The sequence below is a fragment of the Streptomyces sp. NPDC030893 genome (assembly GCF_055571535.1).
The window spans coordinates 192392-216805 of record NZ_JBVIFC010000002.1 but is presented as its reverse complement, the minus strand read 5'-3'; the positions used below and the strand labels follow the sequence as shown (position 1 = coordinate 216805).

The following is a 24414-nucleotide window of genomic DNA, read 5'->3' as shown; positions in this document are numbered from 1 at the left end:
CCGGGCACGGTTCGGTTCCCATCTGTTTCCGGTCGGTTCCCGACCGCCCCCGGGGAACTGAGAGAATGGTGAGCATGGCGACTGACCGACCCCGCGTGCTCTCCGGAATCCAGCCCACCGCAGGCTCGTTCCACCTAGGCAACTACCTCGGCGCCGTCCGCCAGTGGGTGGCCCTGCAGGAGACCCACGACGCGTTCTACATGGTCGTCGACCTGCACGCGATCACGCTTCCGCAGGACCCGGACGTGCTGCGCGCCAACACCCGGCTCGCCGCCGCCCAGCTGCTGGCCGCCGGACTGGACCCGGACCGCTGCACCCTGTTCGTCCAGAGCCATGTGCCCGAGCACGCCCAGCTCGCCTGGGTCATGAACTGCCTCACCGGCTTCGGCGAGGCCTCCCGCATGACCCAGTTCAAGGACAAGTCCGCCAAGCAGGGCGCCGACCGGGCCTCCGTCGGACTGTTCACCTACCCGATCCTCCAGGTCGCGGACATCCTGCTCTACCAGGCCGACGAGGTGCCGGTGGGCGAGGACCAGCGCCAGCACATCGAGCTCACCCGCGACCTCGCCGACCGTTTCAACGGCCGGTTCGGCGAGACCTTCCGGATGCCGAAGCCGTACATCCTCAAGGAGACGGCGAAGATCTACGACCTCCAGGACCCGTCGATCAAGATGAGCAAGTCGGCGTCCACGCCGAAGGGCCTCATCAACCTCCTGGACGAGCCGAGGACGACCGCCAAGAAGGTGAAGAGCGCGGTCACCGACACCGACACGGTGATCCGCTACGACGTCGTGGAGAAGCCCGGGGTGAGCAACCTGCTCACGATCTACTCGACCCTCACCGGAGCGGACATCCCCGAACTGGAGGAGAAGTACGCCGGCAAGGGCTACGGTGCGCTCAAGACGGACCTCGCCGAGGTCATGGTCGAGTTCGTGACCCCGTTCAAGGAGCGCACCCAGCAGTACCTCGACGACACCGAGACCCTCGACTCGATCCTGGCCAAGGGCGCGGAGAAGGCGCGTGCCGTCGCCGCGGAGACCCTCGCGCGGGCGTACGAGCGGGTCGGCTTCCTTCCCGCCAAGCACTGAACCGGCGCTGAACCGGCCCACGGCGGCGATCCGTACCACCGCACAGCGCCGCACATCACTCCGGTTGCGCCTGCCCGCATCCGGGTCGTGGCCGTACAGTCGATGACAGGGTGACCGTTCCGGCGGTCACCCCGCACCACGCCTCACCGCCAAGCTTCACCACCGCGCTTCACCACCACAACGACAGGAGACGACGTGGGGACCGTAACGATCGGCGTGTCGATCGCGGTCCCGGAGCCTCACGGCAGCCGGCTTCAGCAGCTGCGCGCGGGCTTCGGCGACGCCGCGGCTCACGGCATCCCCACGCACGTCACCCTGCTGCCGCCGACGGAGGTCGGCGACACCGACCTGGCGGCCGTCGAGTCGCATCTGAGCGAGGTCGCCGCGGCCGCCCGCCCGTTCCCCATGCGGCTGTCCGGCACCGGCACCTTCCGGCCGCTGACGCCGGTGGTGTACGTCCAGGTCGTCGAGGGCGGCGCGGCGTGCACCTGGCTGCAGAAGCAGGTCCGTGACGCCTCCGGCCCGATGGCGCGCGAGCTGCAGTTCCCGTACCACCCGCACGTCACCGTGGCGCACGGGATCGACGAGGCGGCCATGGACCGGGCCTACGAGGAGCTCGCCGACTACGAGGCCCAGTGGCCCTGCACCGGCTTCGCGCTCTACGAGCAGGGCGCGGACGGGGTGTGGCGCAAGCTGCGCGAGTTCCCCTTCGGCTCCCTCGTGGTGCCCCCGCAGGCCGGGCGGGCGGACCTGGGCTCCGTCTCCGCCCACTGACCCCGCCGCCGCCGCCCGCCGGCAGTCACACCGGCAGCCGCCGGAACACCCCGCGCGGCAGGTGCCGCAGCGCCGACATCACCATCCGCAGCGCTCCCGGCACCCACACCGTCTCCGCGCGGCGCCGCAGTCCCAGCTCCACGGCCGCCGCGACCGCCTCCGGGGTGGTGGCCAGCGGCGCCTCGGGCAGCCCGGCCGTCATCCGCGTCCGCACGAAACCGGGGCGGACGACCATGACGTGCACGCCCGTGCCGTACAGCGCGTCCCCGAGGCCCTGGGCGAAGGCGTCCAGACCGGCCTTGCTGGAGCCGTAGATGAAGTTCGCGCGGCGGGCCCGCTCGCCCGCGACGGACGACAGCACCACCAGGGAGCCGTGGCCCTGTGCCTGGAGCGCGCCCGCGCACACCAGGCCCGCCGAGACCGCGCCGGTGTAGTTGGTCTGCGCGACCCGTACCGCGGCCTCGGGGTCCCGTTCGTCGTGGGCCTGGTCGCCGAGGGTGCCGAAGGCGAGCAGCACCACGTCGATGTCGCCCTCGGCGAAGACCTTGCCGAGCGCGTCCCCGTGGGCGGCGGGGTCGAGCGCGTCGAAGGCGACGGTGCGCACCTCGGCGCCGAGACCGCGCAGCTGTCCGGCGGCCTCGTCCAGGCCGGGGGAGGGGCGGCCGGCCAGCCACACCGTGCGGGTGCGGCGGGCGATCAGCCGCCGCGCGGTGGCGAGCGCGATCTCGGAGGTGCCACCGAGGACGAGCAGGGACTGGGGGAGGCCGAAGGCGTCCTTCACGACAGCTCCTAGAGGGTGCCTAGAGATGGAGGCGGCGGGACAGGTCGGAGGTGAACACACCGCGCGGGTCCAGTGCGGCGCGCAGCGCGCGGAAGTCGTCCAGACGGGGGTACATCGCGGCGAGCAGTTCCGGACGCAGCCGGGAGTCCTTGGCGAGGTAGACGCGCCCGCCCGCACCGGCCACCTCCTCGTCGAGTTCGTCGAGGAAACCGCCGAGTCCGGGCAGTGAGGCCGGGATGTCGAGGGCCAGGGTCCAGCCCGGCACGGGGAAGGACAGCCAGCCCGGGTCGGCCTCGCCGAAGCGCTTGAGGACCGCGAGGAAGGACGGGCAGCGCCGCTCGGAGATCCGGCGCACGATCCGGCGCAGGGCGTCCTCCCGGCCGTGCCCGACGACGAACTGGTACTGCACGAAGCCGCCCCGGCCGTAGACCCGGTTCCAGTGCGGCACGCCGTCCAGGGGGTGGAAGAAGGCGGGGATCCGCTGGAGCTGCCCGGTCCGCGCGCGGGGCGCCTTGCGGTACCAGAGCTCGTTGAACAGCCCCACCGTGGTCCGGCTGAGCAGGCCCTCGGGGACGAAGGAGGGGGCGGCCGGGAGGCGGGAGGTGCGGAAGGCCAGGGGTTCCCTGTGCACACGTGTGCCGCGCGGCAGCGCGTCCAGGGGCGCGTGGTCGCCGCGCGTGAGCACCGCGCGGCCGGTGGCCCGGCCCCGGGCCAGCAGATCGATCCAGGCGACCGAGTAGCGGTAGCGGTGATCGGTGTCGGCGAGACGGGCCATCAGGTCGTCGAGGTCGTCCGCGCGTTCGGTGTCGACCGACATCAGGGACGTCTCGACCGGCTGGAGCCGGATCGTCGCGGTGAGGATCACCCCGGTCAGGCCCATGCCGCCGGCGGTCGCCTCGAACAGCGGCGTGCTCGGTACGGCCGTGACGACCTCGCCGTCGGCGGTGAGCAGGTCCAGGGAGAGCACGTGGCGGGAGAAGGAGCCGGAGACATGGTGGTTCTTGCCGTGGATGTCGGCGCCGACCGCCCCGCCGACCGTCACATAGCGCGTGCCCGGCGTCACCGGCACGAACCAGCCGAGCGGCAGCAGCACCTCCATCAGCCGGTGCAAGGAGACGCCCGCGTCGCACACCACGGTGCCGTCGTCGGCGTCGATCGCGTGCACCCGGTCCAGGCCCGTCATGTCCAGCACCGCGCCGCCCGCGTTCTGCGCCGCGTCCCCGTACGCCCGCCCCAGGCCCCGCGCGATGCCGCCGCGGGCGCCGCACTCCCGGACGGCCAGGGCGGCCTCCTCGTACGTCCGTGGGCGGATCAGCCGGGCGGCGGTGGGAGCGGTGCGGCCCCACCCCGTGACGGGAACGGTGTCGGCAGGCATGACGGCGACCGTATCGCCCGTATGTGACTCATTGGTTTTGAAACGTCATCCCCGTCCCCGAAACGGGTGATTAATGGGATGTCGCTCAATAGTGGCGGAATTCCGGACCGTCAAGGGTGAACAGTGGGTCCACATGGACGACCACCACGACCTCCCGCGCCCCCGCGGTCTGCACGGCATGGACCACCGGATCGTCGCCGCGCTCAGAGCGTGCGGCACGGACCCGCGCGTGGCCGGTGCCGCGCGTGCCCTGTCCTGGGCGGGGGAGCACGGGGCGCTGTGGCTCGCGGCGGGCCTCACCGGCGCCGTCCTGGACCGCCCCCGGCGCGCCGCCTGGCTGCGCGGCACCGCCCTCACCGCGGGCGCCCACGCCGTCAGCATGGGGGTGAAACGGGTCGTGCGCCGACCCCGCCCCGCCCATGTCGAACCCCTCGTCGGCACCGTCGGCCGGCATTCCTTCCCCAGTTCGCACGCCACCTCCGCCGCGGCCGCCGCCGTGGCCTTCGGCGCGCTCGGCGCCCGCGCGGTGCCTCCGCTGGCCGCCGCCGTGTGCGTCTCCCGGCTGGTGGCCGGTGTCCACTACCCCTCGGACGTGGCGGCCGGGGCCGCCCTGGGCGCGCTCACGGCCCGGCTCGGCGCCCGCTGGATGGCGGGAGGCCCCGCGTGACCGACACCGCCCTCCTCCACGACCACGACCACGGCCAGGACCGCACCGACCGGCAGCAGGCGCCACCGCCCCGCGCGGGCGGCCTCCTCACGGGGCTGCTCAGAACCGCGCGCCCCAAGCAGTGGGTCAAGAACGTCCTGGTGATCGCCGCCCCCGCCGCCGCCGGTGAACTGTTCTCCGCCGGCGCCCCGGCCCGGCTCGCCCTGGTCTTCGTCCTGTTCACCGCCTGCGCCTCGGCCGTCTACCTCGTCAACGACGCCCGCGACGCGGCGGCCGACCGCGCCCACCCCACCAAGTGCCGACGCCCGGTCGCCGCGGGCCAGGTCCCCGTACCCGCCGCCTACGCCGCCGGGGCCGTCCTCGGCGTCCTCGCGCCGCTCGCCGCGGCCCGGCTGTGCGGGCCGGAGGTCGCCGCGCTGCTGACCGCGTACCTCGCCATGCAACTGGCGTACTGCGTCAGCCTCAAGCACGTCCTCGTCGTCGATCTCGCCGTCGTCACCACCGGCTTCGTGATGCGCGCGGTGGCCGGCGGGCTCGCCCTCGGCATCCCGCTGTCGCGCTGGTTCCTGATCACCACCGGGTTCGGCGCGCTGTTCATGGTCGCGGCCAAGCGCTACTCGGAGGCCGTGCAGCTGGCCGGCAAGGAGGGCGCCACGCGCGCGCTGCTCACGGAGTACACCACCGGCTACCTGCGCTTCGTGTGGCAGCTCGCCGCCGCCGTCGCCGTCCTCGGCTACTGCCTGTGGGCCCTGGAGGACGGCGGGGGACCGCACACCGGGACGCTGCCGTGGCAGGAGTTGTCCGTGGTCGCCTTCGTCCTCGCCGTCCTGCGCTACGCCGTCTTCGCCGACCGCGGGACCGCCGGCGAGCCGGAGGAGGTGGTCCTCGGCGACCGCGCGCTGGCCCTCATCGGCGTGGTGTGGGCGGCGATGTACGCCCTGGCGGTGGCCGACTGGTGAGGGACCGTCTGCTCCGGCACCGGCGGGAGCTCATCGGGTTCGCCACCGCCGGTCTGCTCGCCTACGCCGTCGACCTCGCGCTCTTCCTGTACCTGCGCGGCCCCGCCGGACTCGACCCGCTCACCGCCAAGGCCCTCTCCTTCGTCGCCGGCTGCTCGGTCGCCTACGTGGGCAACGCGCACGGCACGTACCGCGGCACACGTGTGCGCGGCGCGCGCCCCTACGCGATGTTCTTCGCGGTCAACCTCGCGGGCGCCGCCGTACAGCTGCTCTGCCTCGCCGTCAGCCACTACGGGCTCGGTCTCACCTCCCGGCGCGCGGACGTCCTGTCCGGGGCGGTGGTCGGCATGGCGCTGGCCACCGGTGTCCGGTTCTGGGGCACGCGAACATTGGTCTTCCGCAATGCGGGCAGAGTCCGCTCATGGACTGGCTGAAAAAGCTCCCCGGTGTGGGGCCGTGGGTGACCAGGGCGATGCTCACCCACGCGTGGCGGTCGTACGAGCGTCTGGACCGCGTGCACTGGACCCGGCTGGCCGCGGCGATGACGTTCCGCAGTTTCGTCGCCCTGTTCCCGCTGCTCACCGTGGCCGCCGCGATCGGCGCCGCCACCCTCGGCCAGGACCAGCAGGACGCCCTCCAGGACAGGATCACCGAACAGGTGCCCGGCATCTCCGACCAGATCGGGGATCTGGTGCAGAACGCCGGCACCGTCGGCCTCATCGCCGGCGCCGTTCTGCTGTTCACCGGCGTCAGCTGGGCCGGTGCCATGCGCGACTGCCTCCGCGCGGTGTGGGAACTGCCCGACGAGGAGGAGAACCCCTTCCTGCGCAAGGGCAAGGACACGGGGGTCCTCGTCGGGCTCGGCGGCGCGCTCCTGCTCACCCTCGCCGCCTCCGCCGTCGCCTCCGCGCTGGTCGGCCGGATCAGCGACGCGATCGGCCTGGAGAAGGGCGGCTGGGGCGGCATCGTCCTGCAGCTGGCGGCGTTCGCCGTCGCCGTGGGCGCCGACTTCCTGCTGCTGCTGTACGTCCTCACCCTGCTGCCCGGCGTCGAACCCACCCGGCACCGGCTGTTCGTCGCCGCGCTCACCGGCGCGGTCGGCTTCGAACTGCTGAAGCTGCTGCTCAGCGGCTATCTGCAGGGGGTGGCCGCGAAGAGCATGTACGGGGCGTTCGGCGTCCCCGTGGCCCTGCTGCTGTGGATCAACTTCACCACGAAACTGGTTCTGTTCTGCGCCGCCTGGACGGCGACACCGAGCAAGCAGGACGAGGCGGAGGGGACGGCCGGCGTCACGGACGGGGGCGGCGGCGCACCAGGTCCGGCAGCGGCCAGCGCCGGTTGACCAGGAACGCGCCGCCCGCGAGCAGCGCGAGCACCCCGCCGGTGATGCCCAGGGCGACCCCGACGCCGTCGGTGCCGCCGCCCGCCGGGGCGCTCGCCACCGGCTTCGAACCGGCCCCGGCACCCCCGGCCTCACCGGGGGAGGCGGACGGACCCGGCCGCGCACCGGCCTGGACGGCGCTCTTCGGGGGCACCAGCTCACCGACCGGCTCGACCTTGCCGGCCGCCTTGAACCCCCAGTCCAGGAGTCGCGCGGTCTCCTTGTAGACCCCGTTGGACTCGTCCTTCTCCGGGTTCATCACGGTGACCAGGAGCACCTTGCCGCCCTGCTCGGCGACACCGGTGAAGGTGGCGCCGGCGTTGGTGGTGTTGCCGTTCTTCACACCGGCTATGCCCTGGTAGACGGGCACGTCGGAGTCGCCGCTCAGCAGCCGGTTGGTGTTCTGGATCTCGAAGGACCCGCGGGCCTTCTTGCCCTTCTTGTTCTTCTTCGTCTCGCCCGGGAACTTCGCCCGGACCGTCGAGGCGTACTCCCGGAAGTCCTTCTTCTGCAGCCCCGAGCGGGCGATCAGCGTCAGGTCGTACGCCGACGACACCTGCCCCTCGGCGTCGTAGCCGTCGGGGCTGACCACGTGCGTGTCGAGGGCCTGGAGCTCCTCGGCCTGCTCGTTCATCTCCCTGACGGTGTTCTCGACGCCCCCGTTCATCGCCGACAGCACGTGCACCGCGTCGTTGCCGGAGCGCAGGAACACCCCCAGCCACAGGTCGTGGACCGTGTAGGTCTCCTCCTCCTTGATCCCGACCATGCTGGAACCGGACCCGACCCCGGCCAGGTCGGAGAGCTCCACCTTGTGCTGTGTGGTCTTGGGCCACTTGGGCAGCAGCGTGTCCGCGAACAGCATCTTCAGCGTGCTCGCCGGGGCCAGCCGCCAGTGCGCGTTGTGCGCGGCGAGCACCTCGCCGGACTCGGCGTCGGCGACGATCCAGGACCGGGCCGACAGTTCCTTCGGCAGGACCGGCACCCCGCTCGCCGGATTGACCTGGGTGCCCGGCTGCCCGAGCCGTGAGCCTCCCACCGTGGACATCGTCGCCGGGGGAGTGGCCGACGGGGTGGTGGTCGGCTTGGGGGCCGCCAGGGCGACGGGCGCGGTCAGCGCGGTGGACAGCAGGACCGTGGAGGCGATCAGCAGTGAACGCCGGACGGTGTTCTCGGGTGCGGGCACGAGCGGAAACGTACATGCCACATCCGAGGATGTCCCGCCCCGGTCCCCACCCCGGGCAGGGATCCGGACAGCGGCCGGTGATACTGGAGCCATGCCGCGCTCGTCCGGGGGACAACCTCCGGACCCCCGGCCGACCGCGGGAGCCCGGTGCCGCGATGAAAGGTCTGTTTCGGTGAAGCTCAGCCGCCCCGTCTCCTGGTTCCTGCTCGCCTTCGGGGTGTGGAGCTGGTTCATCTGGATCACTTTCGTCAGGAACCTGGTCAAGGACGGCAGCGGTCTCGCCTTCGAGGACGGGAATCCCACGGCGTACTTCTTCGTTCATCTGACGCTCGCCGTCGTCTCCTTCGTATTGGGGACGATCATCGGGGGCATCGGGTTGCGCGGACTGCGCGCACTGAGCCGGACGTCACGGACGACGTCGTAACGGAAAGCAGGAACACCGCACCGTGGTCATCGTCTTCGTACTCATCGCGCTGCTGGTCCTGGCCGTCCTGGTGACGGCCAACTGGTACGTGTGGCGGCGCCTGTTCCGGGACACCACGCGGGGCCCGGGGGCGGTGCGCCGGGCGGGTGCGGTGGTGCTCGCCGGCGGCTGGGTGCTGACCGTCGGCGCGTTCGTCGTCGGCCGGTCGGAGGCGCCCTTCTGGCTCCAGCAGACGCTGGCCTGGCCCGGGTACCTGTGGCTGGCGGTGTCCCTGTACCTGCTGCTGGCGGTGGTCGCGGGCGAGCTGGTGCGGCCGGTGCTGCGCCGGGTTCTGGAGCGCCGGGACCGGGCGGCGGCGGCGACGGCCGTACCGGCGGAGGTACCTGCGAAGCCCGAGGCGATACCGGCGGGCCAGGGAACGGGCCCCGCACAGGGCACCGGGCCGGCCGACGCGCCGGAAGCATCCGGAGCGGCGGGAGCGTCCGAAGCCCCTGACACGCCGGCGGCCCCGGAAGCTGCTGCTCCGGCGGCCGGTCCCTCGCGCCGGCTCTTCGTCTCCCGTGTCGTCGGAGGGGCCGCCGCCGCGGCGGCCCTGGGAACGGTCGGCTACGGGACGTACGGGGTGCTGCGCGGGCCGAGCGTGAAGCGGGTCACCGTTCCGCTGGCCAAGCTGCCCCGCGCGGCGCACGGTTACCGCATCGCCGTGGTCAGCGACGTCCACCTGGGACCGGTGCTCGGGCGGGGGTTCGCGCAGAAGGTCGTCGACACGATCAACTCGACCCAGCCGGATCTGATCGCGGTCGTCGGGGACCTGGTGGACGGCAGCGTGAAGGACCTCGGGCCGGCCGCGGCGCCGCTCGCGCAGCTGAGGGCCCGGCACGGTTCGTTCTTCGTCACCGGCAACCACGAGTACTTCTCGGGCGCCGAGCAGTGGGTCGAGGAGGTACGGCGGCTCGGGCTGAACCCGCTGGAGAACGCGCGGACGGAGTTGCCGCACTTCGACCTCGCGGGCGTCAACGACGTGGCCGGCGAGACCGAGGGGCAGGGCCCGGACTACGCCCGGGCGTTGGGGGACCGGGACCGGGAGCGCGCGTGTGTGTTGCTGGCACATCAGCCCGTGCAGATCCATGAGGCCGTGGACCATGGGGTGGATCTCCAGCTGTCCGGCCACACGCATGGGGGCCAGCTGTGGCCCGCGAACCTGGTCGCGGGTGCGGCGAATCCGACCCTGGCGGGACTGGACCGGTACGGGGACACCCAGCTGTACGTCAGCCGGGGCGCGGGGGCCTGGGGCCCGCCGACCCGGGTGGGGGCGCCGTCGGACGTCACGGTGATCGAGCTGGCGTCGCGGCAGGCGTGAGCTGCCCGCCGGGGGAGGGGGGAAGGACGCCTGTGCGTACGGCACTCGTACGGGTCGATCTCCAGCGGTGGATCGTCGACATGGAGTGGGAGCCGGCCGGCGGCGAGGAGGTCGTCGCGGCGTGCGGCAGGCTCCGGGAGCACTTCACCCCCGTCGTGCTCGTGCGGTACGTGCGTGCCGACGGGGCGGACGGCGGAATCTCGGCGGACGCCAACCGGCTGGTCCCCGGTGCCGGGCCACGGGCCGGTGACCATGTGGTGACCAAGCACGGCCTCGACGCCTTCGAGGGCACCGAACTGGCCGGCGTACTGCGCCGGGAGCGGATCACCGAGGTGGTGGTCGCCGGTCTGTCCACCGCGCACGGTGTCGCCGCGACGGCCACGACGGCGCTGCGGCTGGGCCACGGTGTGGTGGTCGTCGAGGACGCCACCGCGAGCCCGGACACGGCCCGGCACCGGGAGGCCCTGGACCGGCTCACCGCCCTCGGCGCGCGCACCGCGCGGGTCGCCGAGCTCACGGCACCGCGCCCGCACGGCCCCGCGTGACCCGGTTCAGCCGGCCCCGACGCCCTCGGCGGCCCGTGCCGCCGTCCCGTCCCGGGCCGCGTGGTCGGGCAGCGTCACCGTGACGGTCAGGCCCTCGCCCGGAGCCGTGTCCACCGCCACCTCACCCCCGTGCGCCCGCACGACGCCCTGCACGATCGCCATGCCCAGACCGCTCCCCGCGCCCCCGCCGGCCCGGAAGAAGCGGTCGAAGACGCGGGCCGCGTCCTCCGGCGCGAGCCCCGGCCCCTCGTCCGCCACGGACAGCCGCACCTCCCCGTCCCCGCGGACCACCGCCAGCCGCACCGGCACGTCCGCCGGGGTGTGGGTGCGCACGTTGCCCAGCAGATTGCCCAGCACCTGCCGCAGCCCCGCCTCGTCCGCGCGCACCGGCACCGAACCGCCGGCGTCCACGTCCACCGGACGCTCCGGCTGCTGCATCCGCAGATCCTCCGCCGCGTCCCGCACCAGCCGGCACACGTCCACGTTCCGCAGCCGCAGTTCGGGACGCTGGTCCAGCCGGGCCAGCATCAGCAGCTCGTCGACCAGCCGGGCCATCCGCTCGGACTCCGCCGTCATCCTGTCCCACGCCCGCTTGCGCTCCGTGGGCTCGCGCAGCATTCCCCGGTCGTACAGCTGGAGGTAGCCGCGTATCGCGGCCAGCGGTGTGCGCAGCTCGTGCGAGGCGTCGGCGACGAACCGACGCAGCTGGGCGGCGCTGCGCTCGCGCGTGCGGTACGCCGACTCCACCTGCTGGAGCATCGAGTTGAGCGCGAGCCGCAGCTGCTCCACCTCGAGGATCGGGTCCCGGCTGGAGGGCACCCGCCGGGTCAGGTCGCCCTCCGCGATCGCGGAGGACGTCTCCACCATGTCCTCCAGCGGCCGCATCCGGCGCCCCACGCTGAACATGGTCAGACAGGCCAGCACCGCCAGCAGCAGCGTGCCGATCGCCAGGTCGAGCTTGACCGCCTTGGTGACGCCCTCGTGCACGGACTCGGTGGAGCCGGCGATCACGATGCGGGTGCCGTCCGCGAGCTGTGCGGCGGTGACCCGGTAGGCGGTGCCGCGCACGGTGACGTCGCGCGGCTCCGGGTCCCGGATCAGCGCCCGCGCGTCGCCCACCGCGTCCGCCAGGGCGCGCTGGGCGTCGGTCGGCGCGAAGCCGAGGATCCCGACGGGCTCGCCCCGGGCGTCCACGGCGGCGAAGATCGAGTCCGGGTCGGCCTCCAGGTTCCAGTCCGGGTCCACCCGGTCACGGACGAAGCTCAGCGCCCTCAGCGAGTCGATCTGCCGCAGCGTCAGCTCCGAGCCGCCCAGCGAGTCCCGGGTCCCGGTCAGTTCGGCGTCGATCTGGTCGAGCAGGTAGTACCGCATGCCCAGCACGCTCACCACGGTGGCCGCGACGATGCCGAGCGCCAGCAGGACCACGTTGGCCAGGGTCAGCCGGCCGCGCAGCGAGTGAACGCCCCGACCGCAGCGCGGCCTTCGCGGAGGGAGCCTCACGTCAGCCCGTACCCGACGCCGCGCCGGGTGGTGATCAGCGGGGGGCCCAGTGTGTCGAGTTTGCGCCGCAGGTAGCTGATGTAGGTCTCGACGACGGTCGATTCGGCCGGGGCGTGCTCGTACTGCCAGACATGGCGCAGGAGTTGTTCCTTGGGCACGATCCGGCCGCCGTTGCGCACCAGGAACCGCAGCAGGGCGTACTCGGTGGGGGTGAGCTCGACCGTGCGTCCCGCGCGGCGCACCGAGTACGTCGTCTCGTCGAGCTCCAGGTCGCCGTGGCGCAGCGGAGCCCGCTGCGGCAGTACGTCGGCGGGGCGGGTACGGCGCAGTACGGCGGTGATCCGGGCGACGACCTCGTCGATGTTGAACGGTTTGGTGATGTAGTCGTCGCCGAAGCCGAGCGCGCCGACGACCTCGGCGGGTGCGTCCCGCGCGGTGAGGAACACCAGCGCCAGCTCCGGCCGCCGGGCACGCAGTTGACGCCCCAGGGCCCGTCCGTCCCCGTCCGGCAGCATCACGTCGAGCAGGGCCGCGTCGGGACGTGTGTGTTCGGTCAGCGCGAGCGCCTCGCGGACCGTGCCCGCGGTCATGACCTCGAAGCGGTGGTAGCGCAGGGCGATGGCGAGGACGTCCGCGATGCTCTCCTCGTCCTCCACGACCAGCACGGTGCCGGGAGCTGTCGTCATGCCCCCAGTATCGGCGTGCACGGCCCCTGCCGTACGGGTTGCCGCCTTGGAGTTCCTTGAGAGTCCCGCCCGAGTCGTGTCGCCGCGCGGGCCCCGCCGTCGATTCTGCTGCCCAGGACCTGGGGGACCGACCGATTCGACGAAGGAGCTGGAACGTGGCGGCATTGGCACGCTGGTGCTATCGGCATCGGCTGGTGGTCCTGTTGCTGTGGGTGGGGGCGCTGCTCGGACTGGGGGTCTCGGCGAGCAGCGCGGGCACGAACTACGCGGAGGTCTTCTCGCTCCCGGACACCGACTCCAAGCGGGCGTACGACCTGATGGAGCGGGCCTTCCCGGAACGCGCGGGCGACACCGACACCGTGGTGTGGAAGGTCGACGAGGGTTCCGTGCGCGACGACTCCGTACGGTCCCGGATCGAGCCGGCGCTGGCGGAGATCGGGCGGATGGAGGGCGTCGGCGACGTCACCGGCCCGTACGGCGAACGGGGCGCGGCGCAGATCAGTGAGGACGGACGGATCGCCTACGCGCAGGTCACGTTCGCCGAGCAGGCGGACGCGGTGCCGAAGGACCTGGTCCAGGACGTCGTCGACACGGCGCGGGGCGCCGGGGGCGACGGGGTGCGGGTGGAGCTGGGCGGCCAGGCCATCACGCGCATCCAGGCGCCGCCGACGGGCACGGCCGAACTGGTCGGCATCCTGGCGGCCGCCGTCGTCCTGTTCGTGGCGTTCGGCTCGCTCTTCGCGATGCTGCTGCCGATCGTGGTCGCCGTCTTCGGCGTCGGCACCGGCATGTTCGGCACCCAGCTGCTCAGCCATGTCACCGACGTCCCCGAACTCGCCACGCTGCTCTCCACGTTGATCGGGCTCGGCGTCGGCATCGACTACGCGCTGTTCATCGTCACCCGCCACCGGCGGGGCATCCTGCGCGGCGCCGACCCGGAGGAGGCGGCGGTCACCGCCCTCAACACCTCCGGCCGCGCGGTGCTGTTCGCCGGCGGCACGGTGTGCATCGCGCTCGCCGGGATGCTGGTGACGAACCTGCGCTTCCTGGACGGCGTGGTCATCGGCACCTCGCTGACCGTCGTGCTGAGCGTGCTCGCCGCCGTCACCCTGCTGCCCGCGCTGCTCGGGCTGCTCGGGCACCGGGTGCTCAGCCGCCGCCAGCGCCGCGGGCTCGCGGCCACCGGCCCGCGGACCGAGGCGGTGAGCGGTCTCGCCGCGCGCTGGTCCGCCACCGTGGAGCGCCGCCCGCGTTCCGTCGCCGTGCTGGCCGTCGTGCTGATGGCCGCGCTCGCGGTCCCGCTGCTCTCCCTGCGGCTGGGCACCGTGGACCAGGGCAACGACGACACCTCCATGACCACCCGGCAGGCCTACGACCTGCTCGCCGAGGGCTTCGGGCCCGGCTTCAACGGGCCGCTCCAGGTGGTCGTGGACGGCGAGGCGTCCGAGGGCCTGGTGACGGCCGTGCGGGAGACCGAGGGCGTCGCCCAGGTCGCGGCGGTGCCGCCCGCGAACGGCGTGAGCGTCCTCCAGGTCGTCCCCACCACCTCACCGCAGGACGTGGAGACCGACCGGCTCATCGACACCCTGCGCGAGGAGGTCATTCCCCGGGCGGGTGCCGAGGCCCATGTCGGCGGGGTGACCGCGGTGTCGAAGGACTTCGCGACGGTGACGGGGGAACGGCTGCCGCTGTTCGTCGCCACCATCATCGGCCTGGGCTTCCTGCTCCTGCTGCTGGCGTTCCGCTCCGTGGTGGTGCCGCTGACGGCCGCCGTGATGAACCTGCTCGCGGCGGCGGCCTCCTTCGGTGTCCTCGTGGCGGTCTTCCAGTGGGGCATCGGCCTGGACGTGCTGGGGCTCGGCCAGGAGGGCCCGATCGCGTCGTTCCTGCCGATCATCATGCTGTCGCTGCTGTTCGGCCTCTCCATGGACTACCAGGTGTTCCTGGTGAGCCGGATGCACGAGGAGTGGGTGCACACCCGGGACAACGCCCGCGCGGTGCGCGTCGGCCTCGCGGAGACCAGCCGGGTCATCAACTCCGCCGCCCTCATCATGGTCTGCGTCTTCCTCGCCTTCGTGCTCAGCGGCGACTACGGCGCCGCCATGGCGGGTGTGGGCCTGGCCGCGGCGGTCGCACTGGACGCGTTCATCCTGCGCACCGCGCTGGTCCCGGCCGTGATGCACCTGCTCGGGAAGTCCAACTGGTGGCTGCCGGCCGGACTGGACGAGCGGCTGCCGCATCTGGCGGTCGAGCCGAAGGAGGAGGAGACCGAGGTGCCCGCGCCCTCCGGCGTCCCGGGCGGCGGCGGCCCCTCCACGGTCGTCCACGGTTTCGTGCGCACCGTCGACGGTGAGCCCGTCGGGGGCGCTGCCGTCACCCTGACGACCTCCGGGGGCCGCCGGGTGGACGGGGTCGTCTCGCTCGCCGACGGCGCGTACATCGTCTCCGTACCGGCGCCGGGCACCTATCTGCTCGCGGTCACGGCGACCGCGCACGGCTCCCGTGCGGCACACGTGACCGTGGCGGAGGGGCCGCTGGTGCACGACGTGGAACTGCTGCCGGGTGAGGTGGACGCCGTCAACTGACGGTGCCGGGGCGCCCGTCGTCGTCGGCGGGCGCCCCCTGCTCCGTGGGGGCCGCCTTCCTCGCGGGATCGGGAAGCGCCTTCGTCATCCCGGGCAGGAACTCCGTGAACAGCTCGTGCACCTCGCGGACCAGGGGCCGCAGCACCCGGAAGCGGGCCAGGGCGACACCCCGCGCGGTGAGCCGGGCGCCCCGCTCGGCGAGCCGGTAGCTGCGCTCCCGGCCCTCCGTACGGTCGAAGATCCAGTACAGGCAGAGCCCCATCTGGGAGAGCCACATCAGCTCGGGCAGGATGTCGCGCAGCTCCGCCGGCACCTTGGTCCTCGTCCCGGCCAGCACCGCCCGGTGCACGCTGATCGCCTCCACGCGCGCGTGCTCCGACTCGGGGGAGAAGGGGCTGAGCGGGCTGTCCGGGTCGGCCGCGTTCTTGAAGAACTGCACCGCGAACTCGTGGTACGGCGTGGCGATGTCCAGCCACGCCTTCAGCACGCCCGCGAGCCGCGCCTCCAGGTCGGTCTCCCGGGCCAGGACCTCCCGGGTCGCCACCTGGTGCTCGGCGGCGATCCGGTCGTAGAAGCCCTGGATCAGGTGTTCCTTGCCCTCGAAGTAGTAGTACGCGTTGCCGACGGAGACGCCGGCCTCCTTGGCGATGGCCCGCATGGTCGTCTTGTCGTACCCGCGCTCCTGGAACAGCCGCATGGCCGTCTGGAGGATCAGGGCTCGGGTCTGCTCGGACTTGCTGAGGGTGGCGCCGTCGTCGGGGCCGTCGTTCTTCGCGGGCACGGGAACAGAGCCTAACGCCAGGGCCCGGCACCCCACGGCGCGGTGCGGGTACCGGCGTCGCAGCTCGGCGGGGGAGCTCCGGCCGCCGGCGGTCGCGCGGCGCCCCCAGGGTGACGATCCAGGTGGCCCCGCCCCGGCTTACGCCTCAGTCAGCCTTACGGGGCTGCCCGGCCCGGAGGATCTCGGCCACGTCCAGGGTGACCTTGGCGCCGATGGAATCGGGGAGGGTGACCTGCTGGCCGGGGGAGTGGAAGCGGTGGGTGGCGTACTCGCTTCCGGTGGGGTCCGTCAGGACGTGGATGCGCTGATGCTTGCGGTCGACGACGACATAGACGGGGACCTTCGCCTCGGCGTAGGCGGCGACCTTGGTCCTCAGGTCGGTCTTCCAGTTGCTGGAGGTGACCTCCAGGACGAGGCGGAAGCAGACCGGGTCGTAGGAGTTGCTCTCGACGAGGTGGTCGTGGAGGTCCGCGTCCACCACCGCAAGGTCAGGAATTGCGTAGTCTTCGGTGCCGGTCGGCAGCCAGAGACCGACGCCCTGGACCACTTTGGAATCCGCGCCGTGCAGGCCGGCGGTCACGAACGGCAACATGAGGTCGGTCAGGACTACGGCGTGCGGGCCGTCCGGTGGCGGGGTCACGAGGAGCTGGTCTCCGATGATCTCGACGCGGTAGCCCGGAAGGCGGTCCATGAGAAGGTTCGCCTCCGCGATCAGCGGACGTTCGTCGTGGGACCGCTCGTAGTGGGGCCGCTCGACGGATGCTGCGGACATCGCGTGCCTCCTGGGGGCTGGTGTCGAGACCATCATCGTAGGGCGGTGGACGCCCTCACGTCCGTCTCATGCACGTTCACCCAAACGTGTGGCATATGCCAGAAGGCCCCGTCTCCAGCGGAAACGGGGCCCTCGTGGGCGTACGGCGAACGGCGTGTCTCAGTAGCGACGGGTGATCAGCGCGCGCTTCACTTCCGCGATCGCCTTGGTGACCTCGATGCCGCGCGGGCAGGCGTCCGTGCAGTTGAAGGTCGTGCGGCAGCGCCAGACGCCGTCGCGGTCGTTGAGGATCTCCAGGCGCTGCTCGCCGGCCTCGTCACGCGAGTCGAAGATGAAGCGGTGCGCGTTGACGATGGCCGCCGGGCCGAAGTACTGCCCGTCGTTCCAGAACACCGGGCACGAGGACGTGCACGCGGCGCACAGGATGCACTTGGTCGTGTCGTCGAAGCGCTCGCGGTCCTCGGCGGACTGCAGCCGCTCACGCGTCGGCTCGTTGGTGTCCTTCGTGATCAGGAAGGGCATCACGTCCCGGTACGCCTGGAAGAACGGCTCCATGTCCACGACCAGGTCCTTGAGGACCGTCAGGCCCTTGATGGCCTCGATCGTGATCGGCTTCTCGGGGTTGATGTCCTTGATCAGCGTCTTGCACGCCAGGCGGTTCTTGCCGTTGATCCGCATGGCGTCGGAGCCGCAGATGCCGTGGGCGCAGGAACGGCGGAAGGTCAGCGTGCCGTCGAGATCCCACTTGATCTTGTGCAGACCGTCGAGGACGCGCTCCTTGGGGTCGATCTCCAGCTGGAAGTCTTCCCAGGTCGCCTCCGCCGAGACCTCCGGGTTGAACCGGCGGATCCGGAAGGTGACGGTGATGTAGGGGGAGTCGGCGAAACCGGGCTCGGGGGAACCGGCCGCGTCCGCCTTGTCCAGAACGGGGGTAGCCATCAGTACTTACGCTCCATCGGCTGGTAGCGGGTCTGGACGACCGGCTTGTAGTCCAGACGGACGGTCTCGGTGCCGTCGGCGCCGACCTCGCGGTACGCCATCGTGTGACGCATGAAGTTGACGTCGTCGCGGTTCGGGTAGTCCTCGCGGTAGTGACCGCCGCGGGACTCCTTGCGGGCCAGTGCCGAGACGGCCATGACCTCGGCCAGGTCGAGCAGGTTGCCCAGCTCGACGGCCTCCAGCAGGTCGGTGTTGAACCGCTTGCCCTTGTCCTGGATGGCGACGTTCTTGTAGCGCTCGCGCAGCTCGGCGATCTTCTCGACCGCCGTCTTGATCGTCTGCTCGGTGCGGAACACCATCACGTTGGCGTCCATGGTGTCCTGCAGCTCACGGCGGAGCTCGGCCACCCGCTCGTTGCCGGTGGAGGAGCGCAGCCGCTCGATCTGCTCGACGACGAGGGACTCCGGGTTCTCCGGCAGCTCGACGAACTCGGCCGTCTGCGCGTACTCGGCCGCCGCGATACCGGCCCGCTTGCCGAACACGTTGATGTCCAGCAGCGAGTTGGTGCCCAGCCGGTTGGCGCCGTGCACCGACACGCAGGCGACCTCGCCGGCCGCGTACAGGCCCGGCACGACGGTGGTGTTGTCCGCCAGCACCTCGCCCTGGACGTTGGTCGGGATGCCGCCCATCGCGTAGTGCGCGGTGGGCTGGATCGGGATCGGGTCCGTGTACGGCTCGATGCCGAGGTAGGTCCGCGCGAACTCCGTGATGTCGGGCAGCTTGGCGTCCAGCTGCTCCGGCGGGAGGTGGGTGAGGTCCAGGAAGACGTGGTCGCCCTCGGGACCGCAGCCGCGGCCCTCGCGGATCTCCGTGTAGATGGAGCGCGAGACGACGTCACGCGAGGCGAGGTCCTTCATGACCGGCGCGTACTTCTCCATGAAGCGCTCGCCGTCCTTGTTGCGCAGGATGCCGCCCTCACCGCGGGCGCCCTCCGTCAGCAGGATGCCCATGCGCCAGATGCCGGTCGGGTGGAACTGGAAGAACTCCATGTCCTCCAGCGGCAGCCCGCGCCGGTACACGGCCGCCTGGCCGTCACCGGTCAGCGTGTGCGCGTTCGACGTCACCTTGAAGAACTTGCCGGTGCCGCCGGACGCGTAGATCACGGACTTCGCCTGGAAGACGTGGATCTCGCCGGTGGCCAGCTCGTAGGCGACCACACCGGCGGACTTCTTGACGCCGTCGACCTCGGTGATCAGCTGGTCCAGGACGTAGAACTCGTTGAAGAACTCCACGCCCTCCTTGACGCAGTTCTGGTACAGCGTCTGGAGGATCATGTGACCGGTGCGGTCGGCCGCGTAGCAGGACCGGCGGACCGGCGCCTCGCCGTGGTTGCGGGAGTGACCGCCGAAGCGGCGCTGGTCGATCGTCCCGTTGGGCGTCCGGTTGAACGGCAGGCCCATCTTCTCCAGGTCGAGGACGGAGTCGATGGCCTCCTTCGCCAGGATCTCGGCGGCGTCTTGGTCGACCAGGTAGTCACCGCCCTTGACCGTGTCGAAGGTGTGCCACTCCCAGTTGTCCTCCTCCACGTTGGCCAGCGCGGCGGCCATGCCGCCCTGCGCGGCGCCCGTGTGGGAGCGGGTGGGGTACAGCTTGGTCAGGACGGCGGTGCGGCTGCGCTTCGTCGACTCGATGGCCGCGCGCATGCCCGCGCCGCCGGCGCCGACGATGACGGTGTCGTACTTGTGGATCTTCATATCTCTCGCAGCCCCGTGCCTAGCGGATGTTCGGGTCGAAGGTGAAGATCACCAGCGTGCCCAGCAGGATGGTGAACACCGTGGCGGTGTAGAGCAGGCCCTTGAGCCACAGCCGGGTGTTCGGCCGCTCCGCGTAGTCGTTGATGACCGTACGCAGGCCGTTGGCGCCGTGCAGCATCGCCAGCCACAGCATCAGCAGGTCCCAGACCTGCCAGAACGGCGAGGCCCAGCGGCCGGCCACGAAGGCGAAGCCGATCTTGGAGACGCCGCCGTCCAGCACCAGCTGGATCAGCAGGTGGCCGATGACCAGGACGACCAGGACGACGCCGGACAGGCGCATGAACAGCCAGGCGGCCAGCTCGAAGTTGCCCCGGGTGCTCTTCGGGGTCTTCTTGGTCCGCTTGCGGGGCGGCTCGATGACCGGCGCCGGGTTGTCGACGGAGTAGAGCGGGGCGCCCTCGACGGGGCCGACGCCCGAGGCGGAGGTGTCAATGGTGGACATGGGCGTCAGCTCCCGAACAGTTCACGAGCGGCGTGGCCGAGGACGGGGTAGATCGCCCCGAGCATCAGCACGGCCCACAGGGCGACGACGGTCCAGAGCATCTGCTTCTGGTAGCGGGCGCCCTTGACCCAGAAGTCGACGGCGATGACACGCAGACCGTTGAGCGCGTGGAAGAGGATGGCGGCGACGAGGCCGTACTCCAGCAGCGCGACGATCGGCGTCTTGTACGTGGCCACGACGGTGTCGTAGGCCTCAGGGGACACGCGCACGAGGGCGGTGTCCAGCACGTGAACGAACAGGAAGAAGAAAATGAGGACGCCGGTGACTCGGTGAGCCACCCAGGACCACATTCCTTCCCGGCCGCGGTACAGCGTTCCAGCCGGCACGGAAATTTCCTCCGGGAGCGGGGTTCGGGGCCGCGCCGGCTTTCCTTGTCGGTCGGGCCCGGCCGGGTACGGTCCACCGGCCCCCAGCATGGTAGCGATGAGTGCCTGCGGCGCTTACGGGGGGCCTGCCGGTGTGATCAAACTTGCACTCGAAGGGGTGCGAGCCCCGTCGCCGGCGGCTACCGGGGTGGCGCTTTGTCGCACATGCCGGGTGCGGGTCCTTCCGTGGCCGGTCGCGCAGTTCCCCGCGCCCCCAGGGCGTCGACCAACCGTTCTCTTGCCAGGCGGCGGAGTTGCTCCGCGGCTACGGCGCGTTCCTCGTCCGGATCGTTCGCCAATCGTGACCGGATGTCCGTCAGGACGCGGTCCAGGGCCTCTTCCTCGGGGACCCCGTCCAGGGCGATGACGAATACGTGTCCGAATTTGGCCTCGTAGGCCGCGTGCGCGGCGTTCAGGGCCGTGTGGGCGGCCGTGTAGGTGTCCTCGGGGAGGGCCGGCAGCGACTCCGCCGTCAGGGCCTCCGCCAGTTCCTTCGCGGAGAGGTCGTACGTCGCCTCGTCGGAGGCCGCCAGGAGGGAGGCCACATCCGGATACGGGCGGTGGCCGGCGACGCGCAGGGCCCAGCGCAGGCTGCGCAGGCAGCCCAGAAGGGCGCGCTCGGCGTCCTGGGCGGGGGCGGTGTTGAACCGCTCCAGCGGGGACGGGGTGCCGGGCGCGCCGCGGGACTGCGCGGGTATGGCGACTCGGCCGGGGAGGTCTGGGAGACGGTGCGCAGGCAGCGTGGGTCCTCGTGGGCGTCGCGTGTGTGTCGATGGAAGATGCTGTGAGAGTTGTGACGTCACGTTACCGAGTGCGCCCGGGAGGTGTCCGTTCGGTACCCCGAATTCACCCGGACGGCAGAGTTTGAAGTCGGCTCGTGGACGCGTCTCACCCGAACGGGTCGTACGTTGGCGGGGTGAGTCGGCACAGGCAGCGCAGGCAGCAGGGACAGCACGGGCGTCGTTCGGTGGCGGGGCTGCCGCGGGAGCGGCGGGTACTGGTCGCGGCGGTGGCCGCGGGCGCGCTGGTGGCCGCGGGCGGTGTGGGCGTCGGGCTGTGGGCGGCCTCGGGCGACGACGGCTCGTCCGCCGGCTCGACGGCGGCGTCCACCACGGAGAGCCCCGGCCCCACCCGGTCCTACCCGCTGTCGGAGGCGCCGCGCACCATACCGGCCGTCCGCGAGCACACCGCGGAGCGCGGCCCGGGCTGGCGCCCCGCGCGTGAGCACCGGGTGGTCGTGGCGGATCCGGCGCTGGCCGACGAGGGCCGGCTGACCGCCGGCGAGCTGGGGCTGACGTACGCGGGCGAGCGGGACGACGAGCGGGCCGGGGACCTGCGGCTGGAGCTGAACCGCGACGCCGGCGCCAACCCCGAGTCGTACACGATGACCGTGCGGGACGGACGCGTCACCGTGGCCGCCCCCGCCGAGGCGGGCGTCTTCTACGGCACCCGCACCCTCAAGCAGGAGATAGCGGGGGCCGGCACCGCCCCCGAGGGCGTGGTGCGCGACGAGCCGGCCAAGCAGCGCCGCGGGATGATGCTGGACATCGCGCGCAAGCACTACAGCGCCGACTGGATCGAGGACCGGATCCGTGAACTCGGCGACCTGAAGTTCAACGAGATCGGCCTGCACTTCTCGGACGACCAGGGCTTCCGCATCGAGTCCGACTCGCACCCGGAGATCGTCTCCGAGCAGCACCTGACCAAGGCGCAGGTCAAGAAGATCGTCGACCTGGCGGCGAGCCGGCACATCACCGTCGTCCCGGAGATCGACTCGCCCGGACACCTCGGCGCGGTCCTCGCCGCCCACCCGGACCTCCAGCTGCGCAGCGCGAGCGGCCGGGCGGTGCGCGGCGCCATCGACATCTCCGAGCCCGGGGCCGCCGAGATCGTCGACGATCTGCTCGACGAGTACGCCGGACTCTTCCCCGGCGGCCAGTGGCACCTCGGCGGTGACGAGTACCAGGCGCTGGTGGTGTCCGACCCCGAGGCGTCCTTCCCGGACCTCGCCGCCGCCGCGCGGGAGAAGTACGGCCCCGGCGCGAGCGTCGAGGACCTGACCACCGGCTGGCTGAACGACCGGGCCGCCACCGTCCGCGCCCACGACCGCACGCCCCGCGCCTGGAACGACGGGTTCTTCCGGGACGGCTCGGTGCGGGCCGACGAGGACATCCAGGTCGCCTACTGGACCGGCAAGGAGATCGGCGCCCGGCAGCCGGCCGAGTACCTGCGCGAGGGCCGCGAGGTCATCAACTACAACGACGAGTTCCTCTACTACGTGCTCGGGGAGCCGCTGACCTTCGTCTACCCGACGGGGGAGCGGATCTACGAGCAGTGGACGCCGCTGGTGCTGCGCGGCACCAGCCCCGTCCCGGAGCGGTACGACGACCAGATCCTCGGCGGATCCTTCGCCATCTGGGGGGACCTGCCCCGCTCCCAGACCCAGGAGCAGGTCGCGGCCGGCATCCGCATGCCGCTGCGGGCGACCGTGCAGAAGCTGTGGAACCCGGGCGAACCCGAGCTGTCCTGGACGGAGTTCCGGAAGCTGGCGGACGAACTGGGCTGACCTCCGCCTCCCCGCGGCCGGTGGCGAATTGCCGCATAAGCCTGCGAACCCCCGTGCGACTGTGGTGGTGTTTTCGGTGATCCGAACCGACGCACCGGGGGGAACACCAGCACATGGGCTACTGGGGGTATTTCGTCGTGGGCCGCGGGGAGCGGCCGCTCGCCGAACTGGAAGCGCTGGCCGGCGCCGCCGACGGCCTGACCCTGCGCACCTCGGCACCGGACGGATGGCAGGTGTGGGAGTACCCGGGCGGCGAGGGCGACATCGGGAACATGAACGACCTGGCCCGGGAGACGGGGGCGCCCGCGCTGTTCGGCTACGTCATGGACAGCGACTGCGTGGTGGTGGAGGCCGCGTCGCCGGAGAGCGGGGCGTGGACGACGTGCCTGGCGCGGACCGCCATGGCCGGCTACCTGGACGGGCAGCAGGAGGGGCTCACGGTCGACGACTACTTCCTGGAGCCCGCCGACGCCGCCGAGCGCGCCGTCTTCTGGGCCGAGGAGGCGGGGCACACCGTGTCCGCCGGGGAAGTGGCCGAGGTGCTGACCGCCGACCCCGACCCGGTGGCCGAAAACCTTTTCTTCCGTCTCCTCGACCGGCTCGGTGTGGTGCCCGAGTGACACTCCCGGCCCACTGCACGCAGTAAGGGGAGATGCGGGCTCCGTGAGGGATGAGGCCCGTACAGGGCCTCAAAGGGGCCTGTGACGACCCGCAGAGGGAGGCGTGGATGAGCCTGGTGGAACTGATCGCGCAGGCCGACGAGCGCGGGCTGGCCGTGAGCGGGTTGGCTTGTTTGGATCGGTGCGTGCCGCTGCTCGGCGGCGACGACGAGGTGGTGCGGCCGCTGTGGGCGAGCCTCGCGGAGGACGCCGCCCCCGGCGACTGGGCCGAACGGCTGGAGCAGACGCGCGGCAAGCTGGACGCGGTGGCCGACGGCGCGCGGGAGTGCGAGGTGCTCGCCCGGCGGATGCTCGCCACCGCACCCGGGGAGCGGTCCGCCGCCGCGCTGCGGGAGTGGGCCGACGACTGTTCCGTCGCCGCGCTGCGCATCCACCGGCTGCTGGACGGTGCCGCCGATGACGCCGGGCTCGCCGACGCCTGCCGTGGAGGCGCCGCGGAGGGCCTGTCGCCGCTGCTCGCCGCCGAACTGCGCCGCCAGACCACCGTCCTGGAACTGATGTCGGCGCACGGCCCGGCGGGGCTGCGCGGCGCGCTGGAGGTGTCGACGGAGGGGCGGCGGGTGCTCCGCGCCGCGGTGTCCCGCCGCAGCCGCAGGGACGGCTGAGGCACGCCGCGGGCGCCCGGGGCGGGAGATCCTGTGACCATCCCGGGGCGGTCCCGGGAACCGGGTGACGAAACGGTTCGCC

The 24414-nt window shown here is 72.0% G+C and carries 25 protein-coding genes; 13 read left to right on the top strand and 12 right to left on the bottom strand.

Annotated elements, in window-relative coordinates; all coding sequences use genetic code 11:
* Positions 1–74 precede the first annotated feature (74 nt).
* Together trpS and ACZ434_RS05695 are read left to right on the top strand one after the other, a co-directional pair.
* Positions 75–1088 carry a tryptophan--tRNA ligase gene (gene trpS / locus ACZ434_RS05700; RefSeq protein ID WP_468452180.1) on the top strand — a complete coding sequence of 338 codons (1014 nt, stop codon included), beginning with the start codon at positions 75–77 and terminating at the stop codon, positions 1086–1088.
* Positions 1089–1283: 195 nt separating this feature from the next.
* Entirely contained in the window at positions 1284–1862 is a 579-nt protein-coding gene (locus ACZ434_RS05695; RefSeq protein WP_468452178.1) for a 2'-5' RNA ligase family protein, read from the top strand.
* Between the two features lie 25 nt (positions 1863–1887).
* On the opposite strand, the gene ACZ434_RS05690 is transcribed toward ACZ434_RS05695, so the two are convergent.
* Together ACZ434_RS05690 and ACZ434_RS05685 are read right to left on the bottom strand one after the other, a co-directional pair.
* Complete coding sequence (locus ACZ434_RS05690; RefSeq protein ID WP_468452176.1) at positions 1888–2643, bottom strand: decaprenylphospho-beta-D-erythro-pentofuranosid-2-ulose 2-reductase; 756 nt, start codon at positions 2641–2643, stop codon at positions 1888–1890.
* Positions 2644–2662: 19 nt separating this feature from the next.
* On the bottom strand, positions 2663–4018 hold the full coding sequence (locus ACZ434_RS05685) for an FAD-binding protein (RefSeq protein ID WP_468452175.1): 1356 nt from the start codon (positions 4016–4018) through the stop codon (positions 2663–2665).
* A 133-nt stretch (positions 4019–4151) separates the two neighbouring features.
* Between ACZ434_RS05685 and ACZ434_RS05680 the strand changes: the two genes are divergently transcribed.
* Genes ACZ434_RS05680 through ACZ434_RS05665 form a run of 4 tightly spaced genes read left to right on the top strand, consistent with a single transcriptional unit; the run spans position 4152 to position 6986 of the window.
* On the top strand, positions 4152–4685 hold the full coding sequence (locus ACZ434_RS05680) for a phosphatase PAP2 family protein (protein WP_468452173.1): 534 nt from the start codon (positions 4152–4154) through the stop codon (positions 4683–4685).
* A complete protein-coding gene (locus tag ACZ434_RS05675; RefSeq protein ID WP_468452171.1) occupies positions 4682–5644 on the top strand; it encodes a decaprenyl-phosphate phosphoribosyltransferase in 963 nt (320 codons plus the stop codon). Before ACZ434_RS05680 ends, ACZ434_RS05675 begins: the two co-directional genes overlap by 4 nt.
* Positions 5641–6078 (top strand): GtrA family protein, encoded by a 438-nt coding sequence (locus ACZ434_RS05670; RefSeq protein ID WP_468452168.1) that lies wholly within the window; start codon positions 5641–5643, stop codon positions 6076–6078. The genes ACZ434_RS05675 and ACZ434_RS05670 overlap by 4 nt, the downstream gene beginning before the upstream one ends.
* Complete coding sequence (locus ACZ434_RS05665) at positions 6066–6986, top strand: YihY/virulence factor BrkB family protein (protein WP_468452166.1); 921 nt, start codon at positions 6066–6068, stop codon at positions 6984–6986. The genes ACZ434_RS05670 and ACZ434_RS05665 overlap by 13 nt, the downstream gene beginning before the upstream one ends.
* Here the strand turns inward: ACZ434_RS05665 and ACZ434_RS05660 are convergent.
* Entirely contained in the window at positions 6934–8208 is a 1275-nt protein-coding gene (locus ACZ434_RS05660) for a D-alanyl-D-alanine carboxypeptidase family protein (RefSeq protein ID WP_468452164.1), read from the bottom strand. The two genes, ACZ434_RS05665 and ACZ434_RS05660, sit on opposite strands and share 53 nt — an antisense overlap.
* Before the next feature lie 172 nt (positions 8209–8380).
* Between ACZ434_RS05660 and ACZ434_RS05655 the strand changes: the two genes are divergently transcribed.
* The 3 genes from ACZ434_RS05655 to ACZ434_RS05645 are packed head-to-tail and all read left to right on the top strand — an operon-like array spanning position 8381 to position 10537.
* A complete protein-coding gene (locus tag ACZ434_RS05655; protein ID WP_468452162.1) occupies positions 8381–8632 on the top strand; it encodes an SCO4848 family membrane protein in 252 nt (83 codons plus the stop codon).
* A gap of 22 nt (positions 8633–8654) precedes the next feature.
* Positions 8655–9992: a metallophosphoesterase gene (locus ACZ434_RS05650; RefSeq protein WP_468452160.1), complete on the top strand. Its 1338-nt coding sequence runs from the start codon at positions 8655–8657 to the stop codon at positions 9990–9992.
* Between the two features lie 32 nt (positions 9993–10024).
* Positions 10025–10537, top strand: a complete 513-nt coding sequence (locus tag ACZ434_RS05645; RefSeq protein ID WP_468452158.1) for a cysteine hydrolase family protein — start codon at positions 10025–10027, stop codon at positions 10535–10537.
* A gap of 6 nt (positions 10538–10543) precedes the next feature.
* Here the strand turns inward: ACZ434_RS05645 and ACZ434_RS05640 are convergent, their stop codons facing one another.
* Both ACZ434_RS05640 and ACZ434_RS05635 read right to left on the bottom strand, forming a co-directional pair.
* Positions 10544–11962 carry a sensor histidine kinase gene (locus ACZ434_RS05640; RefSeq protein ID WP_468452156.1) on the bottom strand — a complete coding sequence of 473 codons (1419 nt, stop codon included), beginning with the start codon at positions 11960–11962 and terminating at the stop codon, positions 10544–10546.
* Positions 11963–12033: 71 nt separating this feature from the next.
* A complete protein-coding gene (locus ACZ434_RS05635; RefSeq protein WP_468452154.1) occupies positions 12034–12723 on the bottom strand; it encodes a response regulator transcription factor in 690 nt (229 codons plus the stop codon).
* A 164-nt stretch (positions 12724–12887) separates the two neighbouring features.
* Between ACZ434_RS05635 and ACZ434_RS05630 the strand changes: the two genes are divergently transcribed.
* Positions 12888–15308 (top strand): MMPL family transporter, encoded by a 2421-nt coding sequence (locus ACZ434_RS05630; RefSeq protein WP_468452915.1) that lies wholly within the window; start codon positions 12888–12890, stop codon positions 15306–15308.
* Here ACZ434_RS05630 and ACZ434_RS05625 read toward each other — a convergent pair.
* From ACZ434_RS05625 to ACZ434_RS05595, 7 genes are all read right to left on the bottom strand, one after another.
* A complete protein-coding gene (locus ACZ434_RS05625; protein WP_468452152.1) occupies positions 15301–16089 on the bottom strand; it encodes a TetR/AcrR family transcriptional regulator in 789 nt (262 codons plus the stop codon). The genes ACZ434_RS05630 and ACZ434_RS05625 overlap by 8 nt on opposite strands.
* Positions 16090–16234: 145 nt before the next feature.
* Positions 16235–16861, bottom strand: coding sequence for a Uma2 family endonuclease (locus tag ACZ434_RS05620; RefSeq protein WP_468452150.1), 627 nt, complete (start codon positions 16859–16861; stop codon positions 16235–16237).
* Between the two features lie 159 nt (positions 16862–17020).
* Positions 17021–17800: a succinate dehydrogenase iron-sulfur subunit gene (locus ACZ434_RS05615; protein WP_006133444.1), complete on the bottom strand. Its 780-nt coding sequence runs from the start codon at positions 17798–17800 to the stop codon at positions 17021–17023.
* Positions 17800–19554: a succinate dehydrogenase flavoprotein subunit gene (gene sdhA / locus ACZ434_RS05610; protein WP_468452148.1), complete on the bottom strand. Its 1755-nt coding sequence runs from the start codon at positions 19552–19554 to the stop codon at positions 17800–17802. Before sdhA ends, ACZ434_RS05615 begins: the two co-directional genes overlap by 1 nt.
* A 19-nt stretch (positions 19555–19573) precedes the next feature.
* Positions 19574–20056 (bottom strand): succinate dehydrogenase hydrophobic membrane anchor subunit, encoded by a 483-nt coding sequence (locus tag ACZ434_RS05605; protein WP_468452146.1) that lies wholly within the window; start codon positions 20054–20056, stop codon positions 19574–19576.
* A gap of 5 nt (positions 20057–20061) precedes the next feature.
* Positions 20062–20442, bottom strand: coding sequence for a succinate dehydrogenase, cytochrome b556 subunit (gene sdhC / locus ACZ434_RS05600; RefSeq protein WP_189558301.1), 381 nt, complete (start codon positions 20440–20442; stop codon positions 20062–20064).
* A 179-nt stretch (positions 20443–20621) separates the two neighbouring features.
* Entirely contained in the window at positions 20622–21221 is a 600-nt protein-coding gene (locus tag ACZ434_RS05595) for a 2-oxo-4-hydroxy-4-carboxy-5-ureidoimidazoline decarboxylase (RefSeq protein ID WP_468452913.1), read from the bottom strand.
* Positions 21222–21490: 269 nt separating this feature from the next.
* Between ACZ434_RS05595 and ACZ434_RS05590 the strand changes: the two genes are divergently transcribed.
* The 3 genes from ACZ434_RS05590 to ACZ434_RS05580 all read left to right on the top strand — a co-directional run bounded on the left by ACZ434_RS05590 (position 21491) and on the right by ACZ434_RS05580 (position 24332).
* Positions 21491–23047: a beta-N-acetylhexosaminidase gene (locus tag ACZ434_RS05590; protein ID WP_468452911.1), complete on the top strand. Its 1557-nt coding sequence runs from the start codon at positions 21491–21493 to the stop codon at positions 23045–23047.
* A 113-nt stretch (positions 23048–23160) separates the two neighbouring features.
* On the top strand, positions 23161–23667 hold the full coding sequence (locus tag ACZ434_RS05585) for a hypothetical protein (protein ID WP_468452143.1): 507 nt from the start codon (positions 23161–23163) through the stop codon (positions 23665–23667).
* Between the two features lie 107 nt (positions 23668–23774).
* A complete protein-coding gene (locus tag ACZ434_RS05580) occupies positions 23775–24332 on the top strand; it encodes a hypothetical protein (protein WP_468452141.1) in 558 nt (185 codons plus the stop codon).
* The last annotated feature ends 82 nt before the right edge of the window (positions 24333–24414 follow it).

Excerpts from the sequence above, each read along its gene's own strand:
- ACZ434_RS05605 (WP_468452146.1), bottom strand. The coding sequence starts at position 20,056 with ATGTCCACCATTGACACCTCCGCCTCGGGCGTCGGCCCCGTCGAGGGC.
- ACZ434_RS05685 (WP_468452175.1), bottom strand. The coding sequence starts at position 4,018 with ATGCCTGCCGACACCGTTCCCGTCACGGGGTGGGGCCGCACCGCTCCC.
- trpS (WP_468452180.1), top strand. The coding sequence starts at position 75 with ATGGCGACTGACCGACCCCGCGTGCTCTCCGGAATCCAGCCCACCGCA.
- sdhA (WP_468452148.1), bottom strand. The coding sequence starts at position 19,554 with ATGAAGATCCACAAGTACGACACCGTCATCGTCGGCGCCGGCGGCGCG.
- ACZ434_RS05665 (WP_468452166.1), top strand. The coding sequence starts at position 6,066 with ATGGACTGGCTGAAAAAGCTCCCCGGTGTGGGGCCGTGGGTGACCAGG.
- ACZ434_RS05680 (WP_468452173.1), top strand. The coding sequence starts at position 4,152 with ATGGACGACCACCACGACCTCCCGCGCCCCCGCGGTCTGCACGGCATG.
- ACZ434_RS05580 (WP_468452141.1), top strand. The coding sequence starts at position 23,775 with ATGAGCCTGGTGGAACTGATCGCGCAGGCCGACGAGCGCGGGCTGGCC.
- ACZ434_RS05635 (WP_468452154.1), bottom strand. The coding sequence starts at position 12,723 with ATGACGACAGCTCCCGGCACCGTGCTGGTCGTGGAGGACGAGGAGAGC.
- ACZ434_RS05585 (WP_468452143.1), top strand. The coding sequence starts at position 23,161 with ATGGGCTACTGGGGGTATTTCGTCGTGGGCCGCGGGGAGCGGCCGCTC.
- ACZ434_RS05615 (WP_006133444.1), bottom strand. The coding sequence starts at position 17,800 with ATGGCTACCCCCGTTCTGGACAAGGCGGACGCGGCCGGTTCCCCCGAG.
- ACZ434_RS05620 (WP_468452150.1), bottom strand. The coding sequence starts at position 16,861 with ATGTCCGCAGCATCCGTCGAGCGGCCCCACTACGAGCGGTCCCACGAC.